Raw genomic sequence first — 24,145 nt, 5'->3', positions numbered from 1 at the left:
GGTGCAGGTATGGTCGATACATAAACTATGATATAATATGACTTTCTTTAAATCCTCAGTTGAAAACCACTAGTTCCATGAAAGAGATAGCTTCGCAACAGCGCCCATATCAGGAAGTCGGTAAGATGCTTCGTTCATTAATTGTCGAGCGTGGATACTCGGCAGGAACGCGCTTACCTCCTGAAAGAGAAATTGCAGAGATACTGAACGTCAGCCGTACAGTTATTCGCGAAGCTCTCATCATGCTTGAAATTGAAGGTATCCTTGAAGTGAGGAGAGGTGCGGGTATTTTTGTGATGAAAATGCCGTACGACGAACCCGTAAAATCCAACGTCATTGAGACAATGGAAGACAATGACGCAGGTCCTTTTGAGATCCTTCAAGCCCGCCAGCTACTGGAAAGCAACATTGCTGAATTTGCCGCCCTGCAGGCCACGCGTGAAGACATTATTAAAATGCGCCGGGCACTGCTCATGCAGGAAGAAGATCTGGAGTCCGGTAACCATGAAACAGGCGATATGGAATTCCATATTGCGGTTGCAGAAGCGACGCATAACACGATGCTCGTTGAGCTTTTCAAACAGTCGTGGCAATGGCGCGTAAACAATCCCATGTGGATCCAGCTTCACGCTCATTTAAAAGACACTCAGTATCGAAAAGAGTGGCTGGTCGATCATAAAGTTATTCTTGCCGCACTGATTAAGAAAGACGCCAAAGCAGCCAAAATGGCCATGTGGCAGCATCTTGAAAATGTAAAAAATCGACTTCTGGAACTGTCCAACGTGGATGATATTAACTTTGACGGCTATTTGTTTAGTTCATGGCCATTAGAGGTTAAAGATAGCTGATTTTCATTTCCACTTATTCGACTAAGCCCGGCTATGCCGGGCTTTTTCTTATCTGGCAACTCTCTGGCTAACCCTCACTGGCTAACCCTCACTGGCTAACCGTCAAAAATCATATACTCAGCATGCGCATCGGATCGGTAAAGCGGTATTCAAATCCCAGATCGCGGCAAATAGCCTGCCCATTAACGATGCGTCCAAGGGAGGCTCTGTCCGTCGGTGTAAACGTCGGCATTGCCAGCCCCATGCTTTGCGCCGCAGCAGGATAAAAGTCACGCTTGCGCGGGTGCTCTGGCGCACAAAGGTTATAGATTCGCCCACCGCGTTCCTGACTGAGTAGTAGCTTAATGGCCGCAATCACGTCTTCCTGATGCACCAGATTTACCCCACAATTACCTTCAGGCAGCTCCTGCTTGCCTGCCATAAATCGTCCGGGATGGCGCTGTGGCCCTACTAGTCCCGCAGGGCGAAGGATATCGACGGAGGTATGGGGTAAATCGTGCAGCCAATCCTCCAGTGATACCAGCACTCGCCCACTGGCCGTTTGTGGTAGCCGCGGTGACGTCTCTGTGACTTCACCTTCGTCACGACCGTATACCGAAGTCGAACTGATAAAAATAATTCTGCCTACGCGGCTGCTCAGTGCGCTGTCCACCAGCAGCTGAACAGACTGACGGTAGCGTTCAGCCCCCAGCTCATCTCTGGCGGCGGGGAGCGTAATGATAAGCACATCGCATTCTGTTAGCTGCTGCCAGTCTTCTTCCTCGCACTCAGGTTGGGGAGTCATCACCAGCGGGTAGGCTTCAATACCGGTCAGGCGCGCAGCCTCCACGCCGTCCTGTGTCGTTTTGCTGCCAACGACTCGATACCCTTGCCCCAGCAGCGTAAGCGCCAGCGGCATGCCTAGCCAGCCCAAACCAACAATGGAAATCTTTTTCATTATGTATGACCACCGTATTTTTAACCTAAACTGTGCGTCTGCTCCCCTACAATATAGAACAGAGTGACAGCGTAAAGCTGTTTTACACTGTCATTTTGTCAGGAAGCGACGCAAACGTTTCCTCTGCCCTCTTTTAAGAATCGCGGGAAAAAGTAAAAAGAATGAAAAAAACGGTTGCCATTGTGGGTCAGTATGGAGTAGGTTAACTCCTAGTGCATGATTATTAACCCAGTCATAACTTTTAAAGGCGCAGCAAATTATGTTTAACGTTTTGTTCAACCACCATCATCACCATCACCCTGACTAGTCTTTCAGGCGCTTGGTGCTGGAAGACAGTCTAGATTCTTCCAGCGGCGGACAAAGCGTTAATTAAAGAGAGCCCTCGGAAGAATCCTTCCGAGGGTTTTTTTATGTCCGCCGTTTTTAACATCGCAACGTCAAATAAAGAATGAAGAAGAGGATCACCATGTTAGACAAAAGTCGTTTACGGATAGCCATTCAGAAGTCAGGTCGCTTAAGCGAAGAATCACAAAAGCTGTTTGCCAACTGCGGTATCAAAATCAACCTTCAGGAACAGCGCCTGATCGCCTTTGCAGAAAATATGCCGATGGATATCCTCCGCGTGCGCGATGACGATATTCCCGGGCTGGTGATGGACGGTGTGGTCGACCTAGGGATCGTCGGCGAGAACGTGCTGGAAGAAGAGCTGCTTGACCGCCGCGCTCAGGGTGAAGATCCTCGCTACAACACTCTGCGCCGTCTGGACTTCGGCGGCTGCCGTCTCTCTATCGCCATGCCGCTGGACGCAGAATATACCGGCCCGCAAAGCCTGCAAAATATGCGTATCGCCACCTCTTACCCACACTTGATGAAGCGCTATCTGGATGAACAAAACGTCCGCTTCAAGTCCTGCTTGCTGAACGGTTCTGTGGAAGTTGCCCCGCGCGCTGGGCTAGCCGATGCCATCTGCGATCTGGTGTCTACTGGCGCAACGCTGGAAGCCAACGGCCTGCGTGAAGTCGAGGTTATCTATCGCTCTAAAGCAACGCTCATCCAACGTGACGGCGAAATGTCCAGCGACAAACAGGAGCTGATTAACAAGCTGCTGACGCGCATTCAGGGCGTTATTCAGGCCAGAGAGTCTAAATACATCATGCTGCACGCGCCAAGCGATCGTCTGGATGAAATCGTCGCCCTGCTGCCCGGCGCCGAGCGCCCTACCATTCTGCCGCTGGCAGGCGACCAAAACCGCGTAGCGATGCACATGGTCAGCAGCGAAACCCTGTTCTGGGAGACCATGGAACGACTGAAGAGCCTCGGCGCCAGCTCTATTCTGGTGCTGCCAATCGAAAAGATGATGGAGTAACGATATGCAACTGACATACTGGCAGCAGTGCAGTTCACAGCAGCAGCAAACGCTGCTGTCACGCCCGGCGGTCAATGCGTCAGCGCGCATCAATGAGGCCGTCAGCGGCATCATTGAGCAGGTCAGAGCCGGGGGCGATCGCGCCCTGCGCGAGCTGAGCGCCCGCTTCGACAAAGTACAGATCGACAGCCTGCAGATTACCCCAGAAGAAATTGACGCTGCCGCAGCGCGCCTCGGCGACGACATCAAGCAGGCGATGGCCATCGCGACGCGTAATATCGACACCTTTCACCGCGCTCAGACGCTGCCAGAAGTTGCCGTTGAAACGCAGCCCGGCGTGCGCTGCCGGCAGGTGACACGCCCTATCGACGCTGTTGGTCTATATATTCCCGGCGGCACGGCTCCGCTGCTGTCAACCGTACTGATGCTCGGCATTCCTTCCCGCTTGGCGGGCTGCCGTAAAGTGGTTCTCTGCTCGCCGCCACCCATTGCCGACGAAATCCTATACGCGGCAAAGCTGTGCGGCATTGAGAACATCTTTCAGATCGGCGGCGCTCAGGCCATCGCTGCAATGGCCTTCGGCAGCGAAAGCGTTCCGAAAGTCGACAAGATCTTCGGCCCCGGCAACGCCTATGTGACCGAAGCCAAGCGTCAGGTCAGTCAGGCCGTCGGCGGCGCGGCTATCGATATGCCCGCCGGACCGTCGGAAGTGCTGGTGATTGCCGACGCGGGCGCAACCCCTTCTTTCATCGCTGCCGATTTGCTGTCACAGGCGGAACACGGTGCAGACTCACAGGTTATCCTGCTAACGCCTGATGAAAGCATCGCGCAGGCGGTTTCTGATGAGCTGGACAAACAATTGGTTACACTGTCACGAAGAGACATCGCTATTCAGGCACTGGCGGAAAGCCGCCTTATCGTGGCAGACAGTCTGGATCAGTGTGTCGACATCAGCAATCGCTACGGGCCAGAGCACCTTATTCTGCAAACTCGCGATCCCGAAGCGCTGGTCGACCGCATCACCAGTGCAGGCTCGGTATTTCTTGGCGACTGGTCGCCAGAATCTGCGGGTGACTACGCTTCCGGCACCAACCACGTGCTGCCGACTTATGGCTATACCGCCACCTATTCCAGCCTCGGTCTGGCAGATTTTCAAAAGCGCATGACCGTTCAGCAGCTCACTGCCGACGGACTGATGGCGCTGGCGCCGACCATCGAAACGCTAGCGCAGGCGGAACAGCTTACCGCCCACCGCCGAGCCGTTTCTCTGCGGGTAGAAAAATTCAATCAGATTAATCAGGAGGCGTAACCGTGAGTATGACTGAAACTATCACCATAAGTGTGGAACAGCTGGCCCGCGATAACGTCAGAAAACTGACGCCCTATCAGTCCGCTCGTCGAATCGGCGGTAAGGGTGACGTGTGGCTTAACGCCAATGAATACCCGGAAGCGACATCCTATCAGTTAACAGAGCAAACCCTTAACCGCTACCCTGAATGCCAGCCTGTCAAAGTGATTGAGCGCTATGCCGCCTATGCGGGCGTTAAGCCACAGCAGGTGCTGGTTAGCCGCGGCGCTGACGAAGGGATCGAACTTTTGATGCGCGCCTTCTGCGAGCCGGGGAAAGACGCAGTTCTCTACTGCCCGCCGACCTACGGCATGTACAGCGTCAGCGCAGAAACGCTGGGCGTCGAGCGCCGCACTGTGCCTGCGACTACAGACTGGCAGCTAGACATTCCGGCTATTGAGCGCTCCCTTGACGGTGTGAAGCTGGTTTACGTCTGTAGCCCCAACAACCCGACGGGCAACCTGATCAATCCAGACGATATTCGCACGCTTCTGGATATGACTTCTGGGCGTGCACTGGTGGTGGTTGATGAGGCCTATATTGAGTTCTGCCCACAGGCCAGCGTCGTAAGCTGGTTAAAACAGTATCCTAACCTAGTGGTTCTGCGTACGCTCTCTAAGGCCTTTGCTCTTGCGGGACTGCGCTGTGGATTTACGCTGGCAAGCGAAGAAGTCATCGGCCTGCTGCAAAAAGTTATTGCCCCCTACCCGCTTTCCACGCCGGTGGCAGACATCGCAGCACAGGCGCTAACCGAAGCGGGTATTTCCACCATGAGAAAGCGCGTCGAGTCTCTCAACGCTCGACGTGACCTGCTGGTGCAACAGCTCGCTGAATGCTCCATCGTCACAGCGACCTACAACAGCGAAACCAACTATCTGCTGTTTAAACTCACAGATTCCGAACGCGCATTTAAAGCGCTATGGGATAAGGGGATTATACTCAGAGATCAAAACAAACAGCCGGGTCTGCAAGGATGCCTGCGCATCTCCATCGGTACGCAGCCTGAATGCGACGCCGTCATCGACGCCCTGAAAGCCCTGTAAGGAAAAGCGCCAATGAGTACAAAGTTCCTTTTTATTGACCGCGACGGCACGCTAATTGCCGAACCCCCTGTCGATTTTCAGGTCGACAGGCTGGACAAGCTGGCTCTAGAACCGTTCGCCATTCCCGCTCTCCTGAAGCTGCAAGAAGCGGGCTTTCAGCTTGTCATGATCACCAATCAGGACGGGCTTGGCACTGCTAGTTTCCCCAAAGAGGACTTCCTGCCGCCCCACAGCCTGATGATGCAAATCTTCGAGTCACAGGGCATCCGCTTTGACGACGTGCTTATTTGCCCGCACATGCCTGCCGACGGCTGCGACTGCCGCAAGCCTAAAACCAAGCTGGTTGAGAAATATCTAAACGACACGGTAATGGACTACAGCAACTCCTGGGTTATCGGCGATCGGGAAACTGACCTACAGCTGGCTGCCAATATGGGCATTGGCGGCATTCGCTATCAGCGCGATGATATGGGCTGGAATCAGATCGTCACACAGCTCACCCAGCCAGACCGCCACGCCCACGTCATTCGCACCACCAAAGAAACCTCGGTTGACGTGGAAGTGTGGCTAGACCGCGAAGGCGGTAGCCAAATCAATACCGGTATCGGCTTCTTTGACCACATGCTGGATCAAATCGCCACTCACGGCGGATTTCGCATGAACGTCAACGTGAAGGGCGACCTGATTATTGACGATCACCACACCATTGAGGATACCGGCCTGGCGCTGGGCGAAGCGCTGAAAAAGGCGCTGGGCGACAAGCGCGGTATCGGCCGTTTTGGCTTCTTCTTGCCTATGGACGAGTGCTTGGCGCGCTGTGCGCTGGATATCTCCGGCCGCCCGTGGCTGGAATACAACGCCGAGTTTAAGCATCAGCGCGTTGGCGATATGAGTACCGAGATGGTCGAGCACTTCTTCCACTCGCTGGCCTACTCCATGGCAGTAACGCTGCACTTGAAAACCAAAGGCAAAAACGACCATCATCGAGTCGAAAGCCTGTTCAAAGCCTTTGGTCGTACACTGCGTCAAGCCATTCGTATTGAAGGCAATACGCTGCCGAGTTCAAAAGGAGTGCTGTAATGAACGTTGCCATTCTGGACACCGGCTGCGCCAACTTAGCTTCTGTCGCCTACGCCATCAAACGTCTGGGCTATGAGCCGGTCGTCAGCCGCGAACCGGAGGTTGTTCTGCGTGCCGACAAGCTGTTTCTTCCCGGCGTTGGCTCTGCACCTGCCGCCATGAACATGCTGCAAGAACGTGACTTGATTACGTTAATTAAGGCCTGTACTCAGCCTGTATTGGGTATCTGTCTCGGCATGCAGCTGCTGGCAAAGCACAGCGAAGAAGGCAACGTTGATACCCTTGGCATTATCGACGCGCCCATTAACCAGATGAAGACCGGCGAGCTTCCTCTGCCCCACATGGGCTGGAACCGAGTGACGCCTTTGGCAGGGCATCGCCTGTTTCGCGGCATTGATGACGACGCCTACTTTTACTTCGTCCACAGCTTCGCCATGCCGATTTGCGCGGCGACAATCGCACAAAGCGACTACGGCAGCCCGTTTACCGCCGCCGTCGAGCAGGACAATTTCTTCGGCGTTCAGTTTCACCCAGAGCGCTCCGGTAAGGCAGGCGCTCAGCTGCTGAAAAACTTTTTGGAGATGTAAGCCCAAATGATCATACCCGCACTAGACCTGATTGACGGCACCGTTGTGCGCCTGCATCAGGGTGATTACGGACAGAAACGCGACTACGGCAACGATCCGCTGCCGCGTCTGCAAAACTATCAGCAACAGGGCGCCGAACTGCTTCACTTAGTCGATCTGACCGGTGCCAAAGATCCCCAGGCTCGGCAAATTCTCTTGCTGCGCAAGCTGCTGGCAGGCGTCAGCGTCCCTGTACAGGTCGGCGGCGGCGTTCGCAGCCAAGAAGATGTCAGCGCTCTGCTTGATGCAGGTGCCACCCGCGTCGTTATTGGCTCCACGGCAGTGAAACAGCCGGAGCTGGTCAGCGGCTGGTTTGAACGCTTCGGCGCAGATGCACTGGTGCTGGCGCTGGACGTGCGCATCGGTGAAGACGGCAAAAAGCGCGTTGCCGTCAGCGGCTGGCAGGAAAATTCTGACCAGACGCTGGAAGAAGTTATCGAACGCTATCGCCCCTATGGGCTTAAGCACGTACTGTGTACCGACATTTCACGGGACGGCACGCTGGCAGGCTCTAACGTCGCGCTGTATCGCGAAGTCTGCGCCCGCTACCCAGACATTGCCTTTCAGTCCTCCGGCGGCATCGGCGGCTTGGATGATATTGCCGCGCTTCGCGGCAGCGGCGTGGCCGGAGTCATCGTCGGGCGTGCTCTGCTGGAAGGCAAGTTCACCGTAGAGGAGGCTATCGCATGCTGGCAAAACGGATAATTCCCTGTCTGGACGTTAGAGACGGCCAAGTCGTAAAAGGCGTCCAGTTTCGCAACCACGAGATCATTGGCGACATCGTGCCGCTGGCCAAGCGCTACGCAGAAGAAGGCGCCGACGAGCTAGTGTTCTATGATATTACCGCCTCCTCCGATGGGCGCGTGGTAGACAAAAGCTGGGTCTCCAAGGTCGCAGAAGTGATAGATATCCCCTTCTGCGTTGCAGGCGGTATCAAAAGCGTTGAGGACGCTGGGCAAATTCTCGCCTTCGGTGCGGATAAAATTTCCATCAACTCCCCGGCGCTGGCTAATCCGTCGCTGATTACTCAGCTTGCCGATCGCTTCGGCGTTCAGTGCGTGGTGGTCGGCATCGATACTTGGTACAACGCCGAGCAGGAAAGCTATCAGGTTTATCAGTTCACCGGCGACGAAGCTCGCACTAAGGCAACCGCTTGGCACACTCTCGACTGGGTTCAGGAAGTCCAGTCGCGCGGCGCGGGCGAAATTGTGCTAAATATGATGAATCAGGACGGCGTGCGTAACGGCTATGACCTGAAGCAGCTAAAGCAGGTGCGAAGCGTATGCCGCGTGCCACTTATCGCCTCCGGCGGCGCGGGTACTATGGAGCATTTCTATGATGCCTTCCACGACGCCAACGTCGACGGCGCGCTGGCAGCATCCGTATTTCACAAACAGATTATCAATATCGGCGAGCTAAAGCGCTATCTGGCCGATAGGCAAGTGGAGATTCGTCTATGTTAACGCCATTAACGCAGGAACAGCGCCAGCAGCTCGACTGGGAAAAAACCGAAGGCATGATGCCCGCTATTGTGCAGCACGCTGTCTCCGGTGAAGTTCTGATGATGGGCTATATGAATCAGGAGGCTCTCCACACTACCGAGCAAAGTGGAAAAGTGACCTTCTTTTCCCGTACTAAGCAGCGGCTGTGGACCAAGGGTGAAAGCTCGGGCCACTTTCTTAACGTTGTCAGCATTACGCCGGACTGCGATAACGATACCCTACTCATCCTGGTGAATCCGCAGGGTCCGACCTGTCACAACGGTACCGACAGCTGCTTTGCCCCCGCAGAGCCGGACTGGACGTTCCTCTACAAGCTGGAGCAGCTTCTCGCCTCCCGTAAGAGCGCCTCACCGGAAAGCTCCTACACCGCTCGGCTCTACGCCAGCGGCACCAAGCGCATTGCGCAAAAAGTGGGGGAAGAAGGCGTCGAAACCGCGCTGGCCGCGACCGTACACGACCGCGAAGAGCTGACTAATGAAGCCGCCGATTTAATGTATCACTTACTGGTTCTGCTACAGGATCAGGAGCTGGACCTAAGCGCGGTAATTGGGCGACTGAGGGAAAGGCACAAGTAATCAATTAAGTAATCAATTAAGTAATCAATTAAGTAGTCAATAAGTAGTCAATAAGTAGTCAATAAAGGCGGCGTTCATGGAATGGTGAAATGCCGCCTTTTTGGTGTTTTTTGGCGGCTCAAGCGAAAACACTCCCGCTACGGCGGGAATATGTTCAACCATACACCTCGCCTTTCGGTTCTCTTTACACTATCTATCCATCTCATTTTTTCCTTTCAAAATAACAGAAAACCGACAAAATCCGGTTGATGAAGATTGCACCCTCTCGTTATTATTCTTTGTCGCGTTAATGGCGCTGAGATGGGCGCTCTAAAAAATGGAGTTAAACTAAAAAATGGCATTAGGCATAACGGATAACATTGACGCGGTTAACCAGTTCTGGCGCGACTTCGTACAGCTTGAACCCTCTCTTAAAGGCCTCTCTACCCGGGATCGTTTTGATAAAGCCAATGACGTTCTGAAATCTTATTTTTCCGACATTGCACTAGAGATGTCTGGTTCACCAGAACATGAGCCTATGGAGATGATTTTTACAGCCCACGGCGCACTCGATGACTTTCCGCTGGTGATGGAGCTCACAGCTAGTGCGCCGAAGTTGCAATACCATCAGGTCGTCGCCTTTCGTCAACGGATGGGGAACCCTGAACGTTTTGCCTTCAAAATGGTGGATAACGCGTTTGAACTAAGCGCTGAGAAAATGAGCTTCGCCTGCGAACCAGACGGCGGTCAGGTAGGCCTGTTTCTGAAGTTCGACTTCGACGTTCCGTACGATATGCGCAATCGCGTGCAGAACATGGCCTATATCGCCCTCGACCACATTCTTGGTGAATACGACTTTGCCGTTAAAATTGGCTTTGTGGAGTTTGATGCTAGCGAAGAAGAGCAGCAAAACCTCGTCTGGCTGCCTCTCGGCCAACTTCCTACTGTGTTTGATCGCTTCTGGCGAGACGTTTCCGGCTATACCGGCGTTTTCCCCGTTGGCGAGGGGCGTAGCTGGAGCGGACTGAGAGCGGAGACGGACGCAGGAGAAATCCTGATTACTGTACACGACAGCGCCAAAGCAGTGGCAATGCGCGCTGATTTAAGCTGGGCGACGACGCTTCGCGTAAATGTTGTAGAAAGCGAGCTGGAAGCCGTACAAGAAGTACAGGATGAAATCGACGCCTATCTAGAATCCCGTCGTGAAGGCATTATGGCCTATTCGCTGCTGGAAGCCCCCTTCCGTGAAGCGGTGTATTACTCCGGCGACGCGGCGAAAACCGAGCAGCTTATCCGACTGGCCTTACAGCGAGCGGGCATCGAGCAGTATGACTTGAGCAGCGAATTTGATCCGTCGTGGCAGCAATACTTCAGTTATGCAGTACACGTTCGGCGCGACGCCTAACCTCGCAAAAACGCGAACGTATTCTAAAAATGTTCTCCTGTTGGAGACAATTTAAGTACCCGCTAAAGCCGCCAAATTAAGGCGGCTTTAGCTTATTCTCACTGCCGCGACAGCCGCTCTTTCAAAACGTCAACAATGAACGAGTTCAGCGAAACTTCAGACGCGGCAGCGGCGTGCTCTAACTGTTCGCCAAACGATTCTGGATAGCGTAGCGTAAATGTCCTCTGCTTTTCCTTTCGGGCATACGGCTCTATCCCATGCTCTTTGCAGTCTTCCAGATATTCACGTAAAGAGATTTCACCTTCATGCTTTAATGCGCTAATGCTGTCAGCGACAAAGTCACAGTAGCCTGACAGGCCAAGAAAGCGACCGCGAAAAGCTCCCAGCTCCGGAACAAAACTAATAATAGCCGGCTGACCGGCCACAACCATGGTATTAAGTGTATTAATATCAGGCTGTTTCTTCATATTCATGGCGTTACCCCCAAACTCATAAGCCAATCACCAACGCTGACAACAGCGCCTTTATCCGTATCGGGTGACGGATGCGGACGGTGAAAATGCGCAATGCTGCCAGCCAGAAAGAACTTTACCCTTGAGCCATTCCCCTCCTGAACTTCACCGCCGAGAGCAATCACCAACGACTCAATATCTTTCCATTTTATCCCTGCCAAAGCAGGGATCTTAAAAAGTTGCGACAGGGTGGAATACTGCTTTTTCCTAAGCAATAGAACCTTTTCTTGCATATACCACCCCATGGCTTCATTTTATGAAGTCATATTATTCACATGAAAAATGAAGTCAATAAATGAAGTCAAAGATTGGTTTTTTATGGAATAGAAAAGAGATATACCGTTGAAATCCATCTGAACTGTGTATTTCGTAGACTAAAAATACTCAAAAGCCGTCAATCATTCATCTCAATCCCAACAACTCGGCCTTCCCCCACGATATTGCCCCCTTCGGCGATATAAAACTCAGCGCCTTCTGAAAGCAGTAGCCTGTAGTCTACTCGGTCATACATTGTTTCTAGGGAGGCGGTAATCCAGTTTCCCAAAGGGGCTACATCACCATCCACAAAGCGGATGCCGAGGTAGTCTTTCGTTCCCTTCACGATAAGATGAGGACAGTATCGGCCACAGGATAAATTGGGCGCCGCCGATCGTCGCCCCGGTTCAGAGGGATAAAACAGTATGTCCACCAGCAGCGCTTTTGGGGTCATCGCTACACTATTTATGCTGACTTCATCAGCACGTGATCAAGATGCTCAATCATCGCTTTTTCCGCAGCGATAGGGTCGTGTGCAGCAACGCAGCGATAGATGTCTTCATGCTCTTTTTGCGTGACGTCGCGCGGCTTGAAGTTCAGCATTTCGCCCCTAAAGTCCGCCATCCATTGAAACACCGCTTCAGAAACTGCCATATAGATAGGATTACCAGAAATTCGCGCCAGCTCCTGATGAAAAGCCATGTCTGATAGCACAAACTCTTCGTGGGTTGGCGCATTGCGCATGGCGTCCAGCGCGTGCTGTAGGCGAGTCAGATCGATTGCGTTCGCCTTCTGTGCGGCAATCTTGGCAATGCCGGATTCAAAGAAGATGCGAGCCTCAAGCAAATAGTCGATATTTTTACTGGAGCTCGACAGCATGTGCCGAGCCGTTAGGTCAATTTGTTCGATCATCGAGTGCATATCCACGCGGGCAATGCGCGAACGCTCACCGTGGCGGATAGAAATAATCCCCATCCCTGCAAGGCGCTGCATCGCTTCACGCACGACCGGACGGCCAACGCCAAACAGCGCCATCAGCTCGCGCTCCGTCGGCATCGAGTCACCGGGCTGCATATCCTCTTCGCGAATCAGATTAAGCAGTTGCTCAAACACCTCGTCAGACAGCTTCTTACGCTGGATCACGCGAGGCTTCATTTCGGGAGTGGTCATCAATGCACCTGTTTTAAAAACATTATCAGTAAGATGGCATTCTATCGGTATAACCAGACCCTGTCCTTTAATTATTTGTGTGTCAACGCCGCTCCCTAGAAGCTCCTGATAAACGTAAAAAAGCGGGCCGTTTGCCAAACTGCGCAAAGGCCCGCTAAGGGGACTCGGTTAAAAAAATCCGCTATCTTTTTATCGCATCAATTTTCAGCATGCGTGCCAGCACAATATCCAGCTCTTTTTCGTCAAAAATAGTTTTCCAGTCCGGCTTGATGATTTTCTCTTTGCCGTAGTCAATCGCGATCATACAGGCGTCGGAGAACGGGTTAGTCGCGCGGAAGGCAACGGCCAGTGCGATCTGCACGTGACCGTACATAATGGCCTTGGCAGCCGCTTCCGGCACGCCGCTGTAGCGCACGGTTTCATCCAGCGCCTCCTTCATCAATGTGCCGACCATACAGGTGACGGTTTCCACCAGCGTGGGCTCCAGGTAGGCCAGCTGCTTGACAGTTATCCAGTGAACGTCGTCAACCGGGGCATACATTTGGCGAACGATTTTTTCCAGTGACTGACGCTGCGCATCGGTGCCCTGTTCAAACGACGCCACAATGGACTGGACGGCCGCTACGCCACCAAAAGCATCGGCATACTCTTCCTTGGTGTAGCGCTCCAGAAACACTGACGGATGGCAAGGGTGCGCGACCGCGTACTGGATATCCTCCCGTTGGAAAATCAGGTTCGCGTAGGAGGCGGCAGGATCTAATGTTAAAAGGATCGCACCGGGCTTCATTTTCGGCACCACGTCGGCGGAGATTTTCTGTAGCGCGATATCCGGCACGGCCAGAATAACCACATCGCTGTTGGGAATAGATTTCTCGCCGTCAGTCACCTTGCGCCCAGCGGCTTCAACCCTCTCCTGCCCCGCCGGAGCGGTTTCGCAATAGTAAACCTCATAGCTGCTCTTTTGCAGATTGTCAGAGATGCGCATCCCCATTTTGCCGCCGGCGCCCAGCAGGGTGATACTTTTCAGTTCGGTAGACATAGACTTGCTCCTTATGGATTTTTATTAAGTTAAAAGCGATTACGGATATAGTTCAGGCTGTGGCGCGTCCACTGGTTTTCCAGTCGACTGGTAGTGACCGCGTTGGTCTCCCACGGCAGCCAGTGTTCAACGATCTGGTGAATTCCTCTTTCCTTCGGGCGGACTTTTTCTATCATCTCGTCATAGGCCAGTAGCCCTTCTCCCAATGGGCAGCCAACCAGATTGAATCCTACCCAGCCCGCTTGGCGCGTGAAGTGAAAGTCCTTCACGTGCAGGTTAAACACCCTGTCGGCAGTGTTATTGATCACGTCGCTCGGCTGTTCCAGCGCTGCAACGCAGTTAGCGGGGTCGAGGCAAACACCCAGCCACGGGGAATCGATGCGGTTGATAACCGACATCATGTCTCTGCTGCTTACCTGCTCATAGGTTTCGAGACAAAGGCGAACGCCTGAGGCTTCAAACTCGGGAAGTGCCCGTCGCAACAGCGCTTCTGCTTCATCCAGCGTTGGGCGGTGAGTCGGCGAATTGAACATGCTGCGCAGCAGGCTCACGTTGAGTTGGCGGGCGATGTGTAAGTAGCGATCCAGCACGTCGGGGAAACTCCCTTTGTGCCTAATTCCAACTCTATACCAAAGTCTTCCGCCTGTTTACGCAGCGCAGCCAGCCCGGCGTCGCTCATTTGCACGATCGCCTCAAAGTCACAGATTTGAAACAGCTTCACGTCCATTTCTGCGCACTGTTCAAGCATCTGCGGTAGCCCCATTGGGGATGCAACGCGATCGGACGCCCGCCAAAAAAAGCAGTATGTGCTTAGCCCTATGCTCATGATCAGTTTTCCTCTGGTAATAATGTGTGTTTGGTCTCGACAGGTGCCGACATTGAGCCGTAGCGCTGCAGCAAAACCATCAGTACGGCGGAGAGCAGCATGAAGCCTCCGACAACATACATTGGCATGGCGTAGCTTCCGCTGGCATCGCGCAGTGCGCCGGTGATGTAACCCGCAGAGAATCCGGCGATATTGCCGATAGTGTTAATCAACGCTACGGCAGCCGCTGCGGCCGCGCCGGTTAAAAATCGTGTGGGCAGTGTCCAAAAGTTGGGTAAAGCAGAGAAAATGGCACATGCGGTTATGGTGATCACCGCGATAACAGCGGTTGGCGATTCCATATACAGTGCCAGCGGTACGCTTACTGCTCCCGCTACTGCAGGGATCGTAATGTGCCAGCTGCGAATGCCACGCTTTGAGGCATCCTTCGACCAAAAATACAGCGCAATCGCGGCAGGCAAATAAGGTACGGCGGTAATCAATCCCTTATCAAATACGTTGAACGTCACGCCAAACTGCTGCTGAAATCCGTTAATAATCGTTGGCAGGAAGAAGCCCAGCGCGTACAGGCCGTAAATAAAGCCGAAATAAATCAGGCATAGCATCCACACCTGCCCGTTGAACATGACAGTCATCACCGTAGGGTGCTTATGGCCCTGCTTTGCCTGATGTTCACGGTCAAGCGCAGTCACCAGCCAGCGACGTTCTTCGTCGTTAAGCCACTTGGCCTCCTCAGGCTTATCCACCAGGTAGAACCACGCCACGATCCCCCACGATAATGGCGGGAATAGACACACCGAGGAACATTATCCGCCAGCCCGGCAGACCAAACAGACCGTGCTGTTCAATCAGCATGGCGGCCAGCGGGGCGCCAATCACGGTCGTTAAAGGCTGAGCCAAATAGAACAGCGACAGAATCTTGCTGCGATAGGCCGACGGAACCCACAGGCTTAAATACAAAATAGCGCCGGGAAAAAATCCCGCTTCGGCAATCCCTAACAGTACGCGCAGTGCATAAAGCTCTGTGGAGCTGGAAACCCAGGTAAACAACAGGGAGACAATGCCCCATGACACCATAATCCTTGCCAGCCACTTGCGGGCGCCGTAGCGGTGCAGAGCCAGATTGCTGGGAATTTCCAGCAGAATATAGCCAATAAAGAAAATGCCGGACGCCAGCCCAAACTGTGCTGCGGTGAGTCCCAAATCTTGGGTCATGCCGTTTGGCCCCGCAAAAGAAATCGCCGTGCGATCCAGAAAGTTGATAAAGAACATCAGAGCCACAAACGGCACTAGTCGCATGGAAATTTTCTTGATGGCTGACTTTTCAGCCTGCCCGGTAACGCTACTTTGATGACTCATTGAGCTACCTCGCTGCTATCACCTACCTAACCCTTGCTTTATCTATATTGATTATCTTTATTGGTATGATGAGGTGATATCTTGTTATATGAATAATGATTTGCTCAACGCCTGTGGGTACAGAGGCTGAACGAACGAAAAAATCAGTGAGTATTGCCAGCGGTCCGTCGCGCTATGCGACGTTCAGTCAGTTCAACAGCCCCGCTTCAGAAAAAACACAGTAGCAATAGGATCGTTATGTCTATTTACGGCATGCACCGTTTTGCCCTCTCTTTTGTACGCCAGCGAATAACTTCCCTTCTCCGACAGCGCTCTTTTACGCGGCATTATCCTTGCCTGCCAAACTGGTATGATGAGGTGACTTCTTGGTGTGGGTAAAAGCATACTTACGTCTATACCTCTTCTTCATACCCACGCCAAAGATCATTTGATACAAATAAAGAACAAATGATTAATTATCACTTGAGCTTTTTAGGGTCAATAACTTCGCTTTAGCAAAGATAAGGGATACGATTCAGCTCACATAATGTTCACATTAGCGGCAATGGTAATAACAATGATGCTTGAATGTTAAAAAAGGCAAGTAAGAAAATAAAAAAACATAACAGGGCAAATGTTTTCACCCTGAAACAGAATCGAGCAAATGATCAATAAGTGGATATATGAAAGACCTACTTCACCATAACAACATGGCTGAGATCTTGGCAAAAGCGCTGATATTCCTCAGGCGAAAGCGTTCGACCATGACTCAACACTTTTAAAGCGTGACCATTAAACTCCGGGCGATATGGAGGGTGAACGTGGTCATAATCGTTTTCAATAAAGCCAAGACCGCGGTAAAAGCGCAGCCTTTTCGTAGAAACTTCATCAACAACAGGGTCAATCTCTAAAATAACGGTCTTTTCCGTTTTAGCCACCAGCTCTGTCAACAGGCGGGAACCGTAGCCTTTACCTCGTACTGCATCGCTAATGGCGTAGTGCTCGATATAGATATAGTCATCAAACGACCAATAGATAACAAAGCCAATAAACGTTTCGCCTTCTTGATATACATAAAGAAAGTGGCTATCCGCCGTCAGCCCCTTGGCCTGGTGCTCGAATGTCCGCTGCTCGAACTTGGGAAAAGCGCGGAGGTACAGCTCACGAAAAGGAACAAACAGGGGATCGTCAGTACGGGTAATGCGGGTAACGTTCATCGTGCTCTCTATCGGTTAATATCAGGGCGGCTATCACCAGTGCCGTAAAATGAAGACAGAAACATACCCCACTCAACGACGTTTTCCAACCTTTCCATTCTGTTAGACGCTGATATGTTGCTGTTCTCCCCTTCCCCTTATATTTATCACTTTCAAATAGAGAAACAGCGAGAAAAAGCCTGAAATTAGCGTTTTATAATCTATATCAACGATTCAGCCAATAAGTAAACCTACCCTGATATCCATTATGGTGAAGTGAATTCCAGCATAGTGGAATTTAGCGACAGCTCGGGTAAACGACACGAATTTTGATTTTTTAATATTTTATATTCACACGCTTATGGAGCTTACTTATGGCAAACCGAATGATCCTTAACGAAACCTCTTACTTTGGCCCAGGGGCTATCTCCCACATCGTAGAGGAAGTGCAAAAGCGCGGTTTTAAAAAAGCCCTGCTAGTAACAGATAAAGACCTGATTAAGTTTGGCGTAGCAACTAAAGTAAGCGCCCTGCTGGAAAAAGCCGGGCTGGCCTATGAGATTTTTGACGACGTTGTGCCTAATCCCACGATTGCTATCGTCAAAAACGGCGTTGACGTCTTTAAGCGCTCCGAGGCTGACTACCTGATCGCCGTCGGCGGCGGCTCCCCGCAGGACACAGCAAAAGCCATCGGTATCATTATTAATAACCCCGAATATGCGGACGTTAGAAGCCTTGAAGGCGTAGCTCCAACGAAGAAGGCCAGCGTACCGATGATTGCTATCCCGACAACCGCGGGTACGGCGGCGGAAGTCACCATTAACTACGTGATTACCGATGAAGAAAATCGCCGCAAGTTTGTCTGCGTCGATCCGCACGATATTCCCGTCATTGCCATTGTCGATTCAGAAATGATGGCCAGTATGCCCGCCTCGCTGAAGGCGGCGACCGGTATCGATGCCCTGACTCACGCCATTGAAGGCTATACCACCAAAGGCGCCTGGGAACTCACCGATATGATGCACCTGAAGTCTATCGAAATCATCGCTCGTGCGCTGCGCGCCTCGGTGGAAGGCGATCCTACCGGCGTTGAAGACATGGCTCTTGCTCAGTACATCGCAGGTATGGGCTTCTCTAACGTAGGGCTTGGTTTGGTGCACGGCATGGCGCACCCGCTGGGTGCGTTTTACGATACGCCGCACGGTGTAGCAAACGCAATTCTGCTGCCTCATATCATGGCCTATAACGCCGACTTTACGGGAGAGAAATTCCGTCAGGTAGCCATTGCCATGGGTGTAGAAAACGTAGCGGGCATGTCTATCTCTCAGGCTCGCGAAGCGGCAATTAACGCCGTTAAACAGCTGAGCAAAGACGTTGGCATTCCCGCGCGCCTGCGCGATGTCGGCATGAAAGAAGCCGACGTTGACGCGCTGGCTGAAGCGGCCTTTGCTGACGTCTGTACCGGTGGCAACCCGCGCGACACGAATATCGAAGATATTAAAGGGCTATATCGTTCTATCTACTGATCGCTTGGTTTTATCTACACGGGGCCTTATTGGCCCCGTTTTTATTGGATACTCACTTCAATTAACATGCACAAAAAATACACTTTATGCTTTACCCCCGATGTGATTGCGATTATCTTCGGGTTTTAGATCCTGAATCGGAGAGTCTGGCCTTGGATAAACGCCTTAAGCGAGAAGCAAATACAATAGAGAAAATGATTGCGCTTTACGCTCGCGCGCATCCTCTTGAACATCAGGATGACACCTCTCACTATGCACAGCTTTATCAATACGCTCTCAAGCGTTTGGAAAAGTGCCGTTTTGGCGCGCAAAAACCCGCCTGTAAACAATGCCCTATTCATTGCTATCAACCGCAAAAAAGAGAGGAGATAAGAGCAGTCATGCGCTGGGCCGGCCCAAGAATGCTTCTGCATCACCCTATTTTAGCTATTCGTCATTTAATTGACGATCGCAGGCCTGTTCCCCCGGTTCCCGAGAAGAAACGGAAGGAAAGAAAGCCTTAACGCCGTTCTCTGACCACCTAAAGCATATTGAATACAGATAATGTGTCATATTCAGTTAAAATAATGGGGCTATTGAAATCAACACATCGTTATTTCTTTATTAATAGAAATAAAAAATGCCCATCACTACTCATTTTGAAATAATTCATACAGTCTATAGTTAAAGATTAATAAAAATAATAATTCACTCAACAATCAACGAATTTTAATTTTCATTGAAATACCCATAACAATCAATAACACAATTAAACACGACGCTTTCATTTCAAAAAACCAAAAAGCAACTCATTAAAAATATATAAATCCCATCAAGAAATGAAGTATGATGATGTAAACAAGAATACATCTCGTCACGAAAAAATTGAATAATCACTATTTAATATCATATTAAATAGTGAGTTATATATTTATTAAATAAGGGAATGTTTAAAATGCCTCATGAATTTAGCACTTCATCATTAGCTATCATGTTAACGTCTCTCCTTTTCTCTTCCCACGCCATGGCCACCTGTGGCTCACTAACAGCAAGCGGTGGCGATCAGTGTTCATCAAATACCGCTGGGGATACCTACTCAAAGCTTACCGTTAGTGACGCTAACTCACTTTTGACATTAACCAACAGTTTAGTGACCTTAAGCAAAACCAAAGAGGCTGTCTCCATTACCAACGGAGGCAACGTATTGGCACAGGGCAGTTTTACTGTCGACAATACGGTACAAACCTATATTCAAAAAGTGATTGAAATCACTAACGGCAGGCTGAACGTTGTCGGCAATTTTACCGCCAAAAGCTTAATTACCTCTTCAGGCAACTCTCCGGATCTGGTTAGCCTCAACGGAGGAACGCTGACGGTTGGCGGTGATGCATGGATTGAAGTCAAGCAAGGCTCAACGTCAGGATTCGCGCTGCGATCTGCCGGAGACAGTGTGCTGAAAGTCAGTGGTAAAACAACGATCGTCAATAATAATACCGCCTCTTCCGCTACCGGCGCGCTTGTTGCAGCGGGAAGCAGCCGCTCGGAATTCAACGACCTCTCAGTAACAAGCAAACTGAAAGAGAGCATTACCATCAATGAAAGCGCGCTGGTAACGTCGACAGGAACAACCAGTCTCACTACAGCCTCTCCAGGCGGTTCCGGGATCTGGTTTGGCGGCACGTCACTTTTAAGTCTGGGTGAGAGCGCATCGGTTAATCAGGCTCTTGAAGCAGACCGTAGCATTGGGCAAATCAATATTGGCCAAAATGCGACAGTCAAAGCTGCAAAGGGAATTAAAATTCTAGGCACCACACCGCACGTCAACATCACAGTCAAAGGATCTGTGGACTCTATGAACCCTAGCTTCTTCGGTAACCAGTCTATTGAGGGAAATACGGGTATTGAGGTAGTCAGGATAGACGGTGGCTCACTTCGAGGAAACATTGATCTTTCACGTGGAAATGACGCGATCTATTTAACCTCAGGCCTGCTTGAAACCACAATGACTGACACTGGTGTAGGAGCCGGCGTTTTCATGGGGGATGGTAACGACCATTTCGAGGCAACTGGAGGTAAAATCATTGCACCGACGATAGAAATGGGAACCGGTAACGATACCGCTCTTTTCGGTTCATCGGCCGATCTAAGCAAGTTACATAATGTCAACGGCGGTGCAGACGGTACCACAGCTAATACAGGCGAGATAACATTCCAAAATATATCTCTAAGCGGTTATACCGATGATGCAACAACAGATATTACCAATGGCTTAAATATCTACCGCTGGAATACCCTCAATCTTCGCGATGGAGCAACTCTACAGCTTACCGGAGAACAGCTGCTGTCTGACTCAACGAGCGCGACGGCCAACAATACCGTCAATATAGACAGCGCCTCTACGCTGGCCGTCCAACAGACCCCTTCACCTGTTTACGCTCGAACCCTTTGGGCCGATGTTAACAACAATGGACGTATTAACCTCTCTAACAATGCTACTCAGGGAGACGTTTGGACCATTAAAGGAAACTACCACGGTAACAATGGACTTTTGGTGATGGACGTCGAGCTTAACAATGACGCCTCCCTTACTGACAGGCTAGTGGTTGATGGGGATACGTCTGGTACCACGCGCGTGAAAGTCAATAACGAGGGCGGCACGGGTGCGTTAACCACCGAAGGTATAAAAATTATTGAAGTCAACGGAGACTCATCCGGCACTTTCACACAGGAAGGACGCATCGTCGCTGGAGCCTATGAATACTATTTGCATAAAAATGGCGTTAACAATCAGGACGGTAACTGGTACTTACGCTCCGAAATTCCTACCGTAACGCCTCCCGATCCCGGCACGGATCCCGAACCGGGAGAAGAAGAGCACGTTTACCGCCCAGAGCCCGGCAGCTATATGGCTAATCACATGGCAAGCAATACGCTCTTCATCATGCGGCTTCACGATCGACTGGGGGAAACCCAGTATACCGATGCGCTAACTGGCGAAAAGCGCGTCACCAGCCTGTGGCTACGGCAAATTGGCGGGCACAATCGCTCTCGCGACGAAAGTGGTCAGTTAAAAACACAAGACAACCGTTACGTTGTTCAAATCGGTGGTGATCTAGCCCAGTGGAGCTCTGATGGTTTAGATCGTTGGCATTTGGGGGCTATGGCGGGGTACGCAAACCAGCACAGCAACACCGAAGCCAAGTACTCAAAATATCGTTCCAGAGGCTCCGTTGATGGGTACAGCGCGGGGCTTTACGCCACTTGGTATGCCAACGATCGAGAGAAAACAGGCAGCTACGTTGATACTTGGGCACTCTATAACTGGTTTGATAATGAAGTTAAAGGCGATGAACTAAGCTCCGAGAAATACACGTCTCGCGGCGTAACCGCGTCGATAGAGACAGGCTATACCTTTAAGCTCGGCGAACGCCAAACTGACAATGTCACCTTCTTTCTACAGCCTAAAGCTCAGGCTATCTGGATGAACGTGCGCGCGAATAGCCATACGGAACATAGCGACAGCGGCAATAGCCGCGTATCGTTTGAGGGGAATGGGAACATTCAAACCCGCCTAGGCCTTCGCGCCTATGCAAACGGCCATAGCGATATCGATAAGGGTAAAGAACGAGAGTTTGAACCGTTTATTGAAGCCAACTGGATACACAATACCCATAACTTCGGTGCCTCAATGAATGGCGATCGCAACCATATTGATGGAACCCGAAATATTGCTGAACTCAAGCTTGGCGTAGAGGGGCAAATTTCAAAGCCCTTCACGCTTTGGAGCAACGTTGCTCAGCAGCTTGGCGATGCTGGCTATAGTGATACGCAAGTTATTCTGGGTATGAAGTACAGCTTTTAATCATGATAGCTGGGCGCGCCAAACGGCGCGCTTTTTTAATTTATAAGTGCACATTTATAGGCGCATCCTGTGATACCACGCCTTAGTGACACCACATAAAGCATGTCCCGTTACACGTTATTTTGGTTAAGCGCTGGCATTGCTTTATATATCAAAAGATAAACACCTTGAAATATAGAGAAACGTAAATTTTCCCTCACAATGTAAATCAGGGTAATTATTATTGATGAATGAAAATGCACCCATTAGTATCAATAACGCTATAGGAACATAGCTAACGTATTTTCATGATTTTCTTGCCGCCCTGTATTCCCCTGCAGGGCTTTTTTTTTGATAGCGCCAAAACTCTCCCACTCAGTTTATAAAACTCAGCTCTAGGTCACACAGCAGCTTTATTAGCGGCAGAATTACCATGGTGCAGGCGAAAAAGAATGTTGTTCTACTCATCGTGAAACCTCCTTGTCGGTCTACTCTAGCTCTAATCCGTTAGTGAGCCACGCTTAAAAATCCCCCTGCCTTTAGGCAGGGGGGAGGCATATATTTCAACACTACATAACTGGACAGGACTTCCGATGAAGTAAATGATGAAATAATATGCTAAATAATTAAATAACGAACTGATTTATAATGCAAATAAAAAACACGTTTTTGTTAACTCCATCGAATAACCCGCTATAGCTTCACGAACGTGATTAAGCCTTAGCGGCTCTTTTTCACTTTTCTTCTTTTCTTCATCCCATTACCTTCACAAATATATAAGCTATATTTTTCAATGCATTAAAAACAAGCGCTTGTTTCAGACAAAAACAGTCCTTGACACATTTACCCCAGATTAGATATATCTAATATCGATTTAGATATATCTAAAAGGAGAGTATATGAAATCAATGTTTCACCGCCGCCGCCGTCATGATGCCGATGCGGACTGTGCAGAAGGCGAATGCCTTCACCATAATCCCTCTTTCGCAAAAGGCGATGGTCATCATGAGCACCATAGAGGAGAAAGAGGCAGAGGGCACGGTCGCGGCCGCCAAATGAAGCTGCGCCGCCTGTTTGAACAAGGGGATCTTCGCCTGGTGCTATTGGCGCTTATCCAAAAAAAGGCCAGCCATGGATATGAACTGATTAAGCTGATTGAAGAAACAACTTCACGACTTTATACCCCAAGCCCCGGCGTAATTTACCCTACCCTCACGCTTTTGGAAGAACAGGGATTTATTGAGCCCGCCAGCACGGAAGACAGCCGAAAGAATTACCAAATTACATCGGCCGGAGAACAACACCTTATAGCCAGTAAGATGGCGGTAGACATTATTTTTGAACGTATCAAAGGCGCTGGAGAAAAACACGTTAGTCATCTGGCTGAAGAAATTGAAGACGCCATTCACCGGCTGCGTGGAGTACTTCGCCACAATCTGGCAGGAAAAGAGCTTTCACAGGCACAAAGTAAGAAAATAGCCAAAGTGCTGAATGATGCTATTCACGACATCGAAACCGAGCTTCAGGAAGGAGATGCCAATGAATAAAGTGCGCTACAGGGTCACTATTGAGCCACTCAGTAACGATGACTCTTCCATAGGGGAAAGCGTTATTGAAATCAGTGACTCACAGTTGATTCATAGGCTTATCTCTCAGGAAAATATCAATCGTAAAGCGGCCAGTGACAGGCTCCCTCTCTCTTACTTTCGTCGGGCGTCTAAACGCCCTATTCCCTCTATAGAGTAAGAACCTCG

Annotated in this window: 23 protein-coding genes, 2 pseudogenes and 1 other annotated feature; of the genes and pseudogenes, 15 read left to right on the top strand and 10 right to left on the bottom strand. The window is 50.8% G+C overall.

All coding sequences use genetic code 11. The annotated features are described in order from the left end of the window. Positions 1 to 77: 77 nt before the first annotated feature. Positions 78 to 848 (top strand): Uxu operon transcriptional regulator, encoded by a 771-nt coding sequence (gene uxuR, locus DQM29_RS07635; RefSeq protein WP_111740128.1) that lies wholly within the window; start codon positions 78 to 80, stop codon positions 846 to 848. 109 nt (positions 849 to 957) lie between these two features. Here the strand turns inward: uxuR and DQM29_RS07630 are convergent, their stop codons facing one another. Beyond that, entirely contained in the window at positions 958 to 1,785 is an 828-nt protein-coding gene (locus DQM29_RS07630; protein ID WP_111740127.1) for an SDR family oxidoreductase, read from the bottom strand. A 282-nt stretch (positions 1,786 to 2,067) separates the two neighbouring features. After that, positions 2,068 to 2,197 (top strand) — a sequence feature (His leader region). A gap of 54 nt (positions 2,198 to 2,251) precedes the next feature. Here DQM29_RS07630 and hisG point away from each other — a divergent pair. Genes hisG through hisIE form a run of 8 tightly spaced genes read left to right on the top strand, consistent with a single transcriptional unit; the run spans position 2,252 to position 9,325 of the window. Continuing rightward, positions 2,252 to 3,151: an ATP phosphoribosyltransferase gene (gene hisG, locus DQM29_RS07625; RefSeq protein WP_111740126.1), complete on the top strand. Its 900-nt coding sequence runs from the start codon at positions 2,252 to 2,254 to the stop codon at positions 3,149 to 3,151. A 4-nt stretch (positions 3,152 to 3,155) separates the two neighbouring features. Continuing rightward, complete coding sequence (hisD, locus tag DQM29_RS07620) at positions 3,156 to 4,460, top strand: histidinol dehydrogenase (RefSeq protein ID WP_111740125.1); 1,305 nt, start codon at positions 3,156 to 3,158, stop codon at positions 4,458 to 4,460. Between the two features lie 26 nt (positions 4,461 to 4,486). Then, positions 4,487 to 5,542, top strand: a complete 1,056-nt coding sequence (gene hisC, locus DQM29_RS07615) for a histidinol-phosphate transaminase (protein WP_111742032.1) — start codon at positions 4,487 to 4,489, stop codon at positions 5,540 to 5,542. 12 nt (positions 5,543 to 5,554) lie between these two features. Beyond that, complete coding sequence (gene hisB, locus DQM29_RS07610; RefSeq protein ID WP_111740124.1) at positions 5,555 to 6,622, top strand: bifunctional histidinol-phosphatase/imidazoleglycerol-phosphate dehydratase HisB; 1,068 nt, start codon at positions 5,555 to 5,557, stop codon at positions 6,620 to 6,622. Then, on the top strand, positions 6,622 to 7,209 hold the full coding sequence (hisH, locus tag DQM29_RS07605; protein WP_111740123.1) for an imidazole glycerol phosphate synthase subunit HisH: 588 nt from the start codon (positions 6,622 to 6,624) through the stop codon (positions 7,207 to 7,209). The genes hisB and hisH overlap by 1 nt, the downstream gene beginning before the upstream one ends. A gap of 6 nt (positions 7,210 to 7,215) precedes the next feature. Then, a complete protein-coding gene (gene hisA / locus DQM29_RS07600) occupies positions 7,216 to 7,953 on the top strand; it encodes a 1-(5-phosphoribosyl)-5-[(5-phosphoribosylamino)methylideneamino]imidazole-4-carboxamide isomerase (protein WP_111740122.1) in 738 nt (245 codons plus the stop codon). Continuing rightward, positions 7,935 to 8,711 carry an imidazole glycerol phosphate synthase subunit HisF gene (gene hisF, locus DQM29_RS07595; RefSeq protein WP_111740121.1) on the top strand — a complete coding sequence of 259 codons (777 nt, stop codon included), beginning with the start codon at positions 7,935 to 7,937 and terminating at the stop codon, positions 8,709 to 8,711. Before hisA ends, hisF begins: the two co-directional genes overlap by 19 nt. Beyond that, positions 8,705 to 9,325 (top strand): bifunctional phosphoribosyl-AMP cyclohydrolase/phosphoribosyl-ATP diphosphatase HisIE, encoded by a 621-nt coding sequence (hisIE, locus tag DQM29_RS07590; protein WP_111740120.1) that lies wholly within the window; start codon positions 8,705 to 8,707, stop codon positions 9,323 to 9,325. The genes hisF and hisIE overlap by 7 nt, the downstream gene beginning before the upstream one ends. 36 nt (positions 9,326 to 9,361) lie before the next feature. Here hisIE and DQM29_RS18565 read toward each other — a convergent pair whose 3' ends face one another. Then, positions 9,362 to 9,487, bottom strand: coding sequence for a hypothetical protein (locus tag DQM29_RS18565; protein WP_269472288.1), 126 nt, complete (start codon positions 9,485 to 9,487; stop codon positions 9,362 to 9,364). A 172-nt stretch (positions 9,488 to 9,659) separates the two neighbouring features. Between DQM29_RS18565 and DQM29_RS07585 the strand changes: the two genes are divergently transcribed. After that, positions 9,660 to 10,709 (top strand): DUF695 domain-containing protein, encoded by a 1,050-nt coding sequence (locus DQM29_RS07585; protein ID WP_111740119.1) that lies wholly within the window; start codon positions 9,660 to 9,662, stop codon positions 10,707 to 10,709. A gap of 98 nt (positions 10,710 to 10,807) precedes the next feature. Here the strand turns inward: DQM29_RS07585 and DQM29_RS07580 are convergent, their stop codons facing one another. From DQM29_RS07580 to DQM29_RS07545, 8 genes and pseudogenes are all read right to left on the bottom strand, one after another. Beyond that, positions 10,808 to 11,182 (bottom strand): type II toxin-antitoxin system HicB family antitoxin, encoded by a 375-nt coding sequence (locus DQM29_RS07580; protein ID WP_232054878.1) that lies wholly within the window; start codon positions 11,180 to 11,182, stop codon positions 10,808 to 10,810. Beyond that, positions 11,179 to 11,454, bottom strand: a complete 276-nt coding sequence (locus tag DQM29_RS07575; RefSeq protein WP_111740118.1) for a type II toxin-antitoxin system HicA family toxin — start codon at positions 11,452 to 11,454, stop codon at positions 11,179 to 11,181. The genes DQM29_RS07580 and DQM29_RS07575 overlap by 4 nt, the downstream gene beginning before the upstream one ends. A 161-nt stretch (positions 11,455 to 11,615) precedes the next feature. Then, on the bottom strand, positions 11,616 to 11,930 hold the full coding sequence (locus DQM29_RS07570) for a hypothetical protein (RefSeq protein WP_111740117.1): 315 nt from the start codon (positions 11,928 to 11,930) through the stop codon (positions 11,616 to 11,618). A gap of 11 nt (positions 11,931 to 11,941) precedes the next feature. After that, positions 11,942 to 12,646, bottom strand: a complete 705-nt coding sequence (gene nanR / locus DQM29_RS07565) for a transcriptional regulator NanR (RefSeq protein ID WP_111740116.1) — start codon at positions 12,644 to 12,646, stop codon at positions 11,942 to 11,944. Positions 12,647 to 12,827: 181 nt separating this feature from the next. Then, a complete protein-coding gene (locus DQM29_RS07560) occupies positions 12,828 to 13,685 on the bottom strand; it encodes a phosphogluconate dehydrogenase C-terminal domain-containing protein (protein ID WP_111740115.1) in 858 nt (285 codons plus the stop codon). A gap of 29 nt (positions 13,686 to 13,714) precedes the next feature. After that, a pseudogene (locus DQM29_RS07555) lies at positions 13,715 to 14,511 on the bottom strand (sugar phosphate isomerase/epimerase family protein). Between the two features lie 2 nt (positions 14,512 to 14,513). Continuing rightward, positions 14,514 to 15,870, bottom strand: a pseudogene (locus tag DQM29_RS07550) (MFS transporter). A gap of 671 nt (positions 15,871 to 16,541) precedes the next feature. After that, positions 16,542 to 17,066 (bottom strand): GNAT family N-acetyltransferase, encoded by a 525-nt coding sequence (locus tag DQM29_RS07545; RefSeq protein WP_111740114.1) that lies wholly within the window; start codon positions 17,064 to 17,066, stop codon positions 16,542 to 16,544. 353 nt (positions 17,067 to 17,419) lie between these two features. Between DQM29_RS07545 and fucO the strand changes: the two genes are divergently transcribed. The 5 genes from fucO (at position 17,420) to DQM29_RS07520 (ending at position 24,137) form a co-directional block, all read left to right on the top strand. Next, entirely contained in the window at positions 17,420 to 18,571 is a 1,152-nt protein-coding gene (gene fucO / locus DQM29_RS07540; protein WP_111740113.1) for a lactaldehyde reductase, read from the top strand. Positions 18,572 to 18,765: 194 nt separating this feature from the next. After that, positions 18,766 to 19,074: a nitrous oxide-stimulated promoter family protein gene (locus DQM29_RS07535; RefSeq protein WP_232054953.1), complete on the top strand. Its 309-nt coding sequence runs from the start codon at positions 18,766 to 18,768 to the stop codon at positions 19,072 to 19,074. A 431-nt stretch (positions 19,075 to 19,505) separates the two neighbouring features. Then, complete coding sequence (locus DQM29_RS07530; protein WP_170126507.1) at positions 19,506 to 22,412, top strand: autotransporter outer membrane beta-barrel domain-containing protein; 2,907 nt, start codon at positions 19,506 to 19,508, stop codon at positions 22,410 to 22,412. Positions 22,413 to 23,299: 887 nt separating this feature from the next. Next, positions 23,300 to 23,938 carry a PadR family transcriptional regulator gene (locus tag DQM29_RS07525; RefSeq protein WP_415270880.1) on the top strand — a complete coding sequence of 213 codons (639 nt, stop codon included), beginning with the start codon at positions 23,300 to 23,302 and terminating at the stop codon, positions 23,936 to 23,938. After that, entirely contained in the window at positions 23,931 to 24,137 is a 207-nt protein-coding gene (locus DQM29_RS07520) for a hypothetical protein (protein WP_111740109.1), read from the top strand. Before DQM29_RS07525 ends, DQM29_RS07520 begins: the two co-directional genes overlap by 8 nt. The last annotated feature ends 8 nt before the right edge of the window (positions 24,138 to 24,145 follow it).

Origin of the sequence: Leminorella richardii (assembly GCF_900478135.1) — a bacterium.
Classification (GTDB): Bacteria; Pseudomonadota; Gammaproteobacteria; order Enterobacterales; family Enterobacteriaceae; genus Leminorella; species Leminorella richardii.
This window is presented reverse-complemented; position numbering and strand designations above follow the sequence as displayed.

Coding starts and splice junctions, on each gene's coding strand:
- hisG (WP_111740126.1), top strand. CDS start 2,252: ATGTTAGACAAAAGTCGTTTACGGATAGCCATTCAGAAGTCAGGTCGC.
- DQM29_RS07630 (WP_111740127.1), bottom strand. CDS start 1,785: ATGAAAAAGATTTCCATTGTTGGTTTGGGCTGGCTAGGCATGCCGCTG.
- DQM29_RS07530 (WP_170126507.1), top strand. CDS start 19,506: ATGCCTCATGAATTTAGCACTTCATCATTAGCTATCATGTTAACGTCT.
- DQM29_RS07580 (WP_232054878.1), bottom strand. CDS start 11,182: ATGAATATGAAGAAACAGCCTGATATTAATACACTTAATACCATGGTT.
- hisH (WP_111740123.1), top strand. CDS start 6,622: ATGAACGTTGCCATTCTGGACACCGGCTGCGCCAACTTAGCTTCTGTC.
- hisIE (WP_111740120.1), top strand. CDS start 8,705: ATGTTAACGCCATTAACGCAGGAACAGCGCCAGCAGCTCGACTGGGAA.
- DQM29_RS07570 (WP_111740117.1), bottom strand. CDS start 11,930: ATGACCCCAAAAGCGCTGCTGGTGGACATACTGTTTTATCCCTCTGAA.
- DQM29_RS07575 (WP_111740118.1), bottom strand. CDS start 11,454: ATGCAAGAAAAGGTTCTATTGCTTAGGAAAAAGCAGTATTCCACCCTG.
- DQM29_RS07545 (WP_111740114.1), bottom strand. CDS start 17,066: ATGAACGTTACCCGCATTACCCGTACTGACGATCCCCTGTTTGTTCCT.
- nanR (WP_111740116.1), bottom strand. CDS start 12,646: ATGACCACTCCCGAAATGAAGCCTCGCGTGATCCAGCGTAAGAAGCTG.
- hisA (WP_111740122.1), top strand. CDS start 7,216: ATGATCATACCCGCACTAGACCTGATTGACGGCACCGTTGTGCGCCTG.
- DQM29_RS07525 (WP_415270880.1), top strand. CDS start 23,300: ATGTTTCACCGCCGCCGCCGTCATGATGCCGATGCGGACTGTGCAGAA.
- DQM29_RS07585 (WP_111740119.1), top strand. CDS start 9,660: ATGGCATTAGGCATAACGGATAACATTGACGCGGTTAACCAGTTCTGG.
- hisF (WP_111740121.1), top strand. CDS start 7,935: ATGCTGGCAAAACGGATAATTCCCTGTCTGGACGTTAGAGACGGCCAA.
- fucO (WP_111740113.1), top strand. CDS start 17,420: ATGGCAAACCGAATGATCCTTAACGAAACCTCTTACTTTGGCCCAGGG.
- DQM29_RS07520 (WP_111740109.1), top strand. CDS start 23,931: ATGAATAAAGTGCGCTACAGGGTCACTATTGAGCCACTCAGTAACGAT.
- hisD (WP_111740125.1), top strand. CDS start 3,156: ATGCAACTGACATACTGGCAGCAGTGCAGTTCACAGCAGCAGCAAACG.
- uxuR (WP_111740128.1), top strand. CDS start 78: ATGAAAGAGATAGCTTCGCAACAGCGCCCATATCAGGAAGTCGGTAAG.
- DQM29_RS18565 (WP_269472288.1), bottom strand. CDS start 9,487: ATGGTTGAACATATTCCCGCCGTAGCGGGAGTGTTTTCGCTTGAGCCG.
- DQM29_RS07535 (WP_232054953.1), top strand. CDS start 18,766: ATGATTGCGCTTTACGCTCGCGCGCATCCTCTTGAACATCAGGATGAC.
- DQM29_RS07560 (WP_111740115.1), bottom strand. CDS start 13,685: ATGTCTACCGAACTGAAAAGTATCACCCTGCTGGGCGCCGGCGGCAAA.
- hisB (WP_111740124.1), top strand. CDS start 5,555: ATGAGTACAAAGTTCCTTTTTATTGACCGCGACGGCACGCTAATTGCC.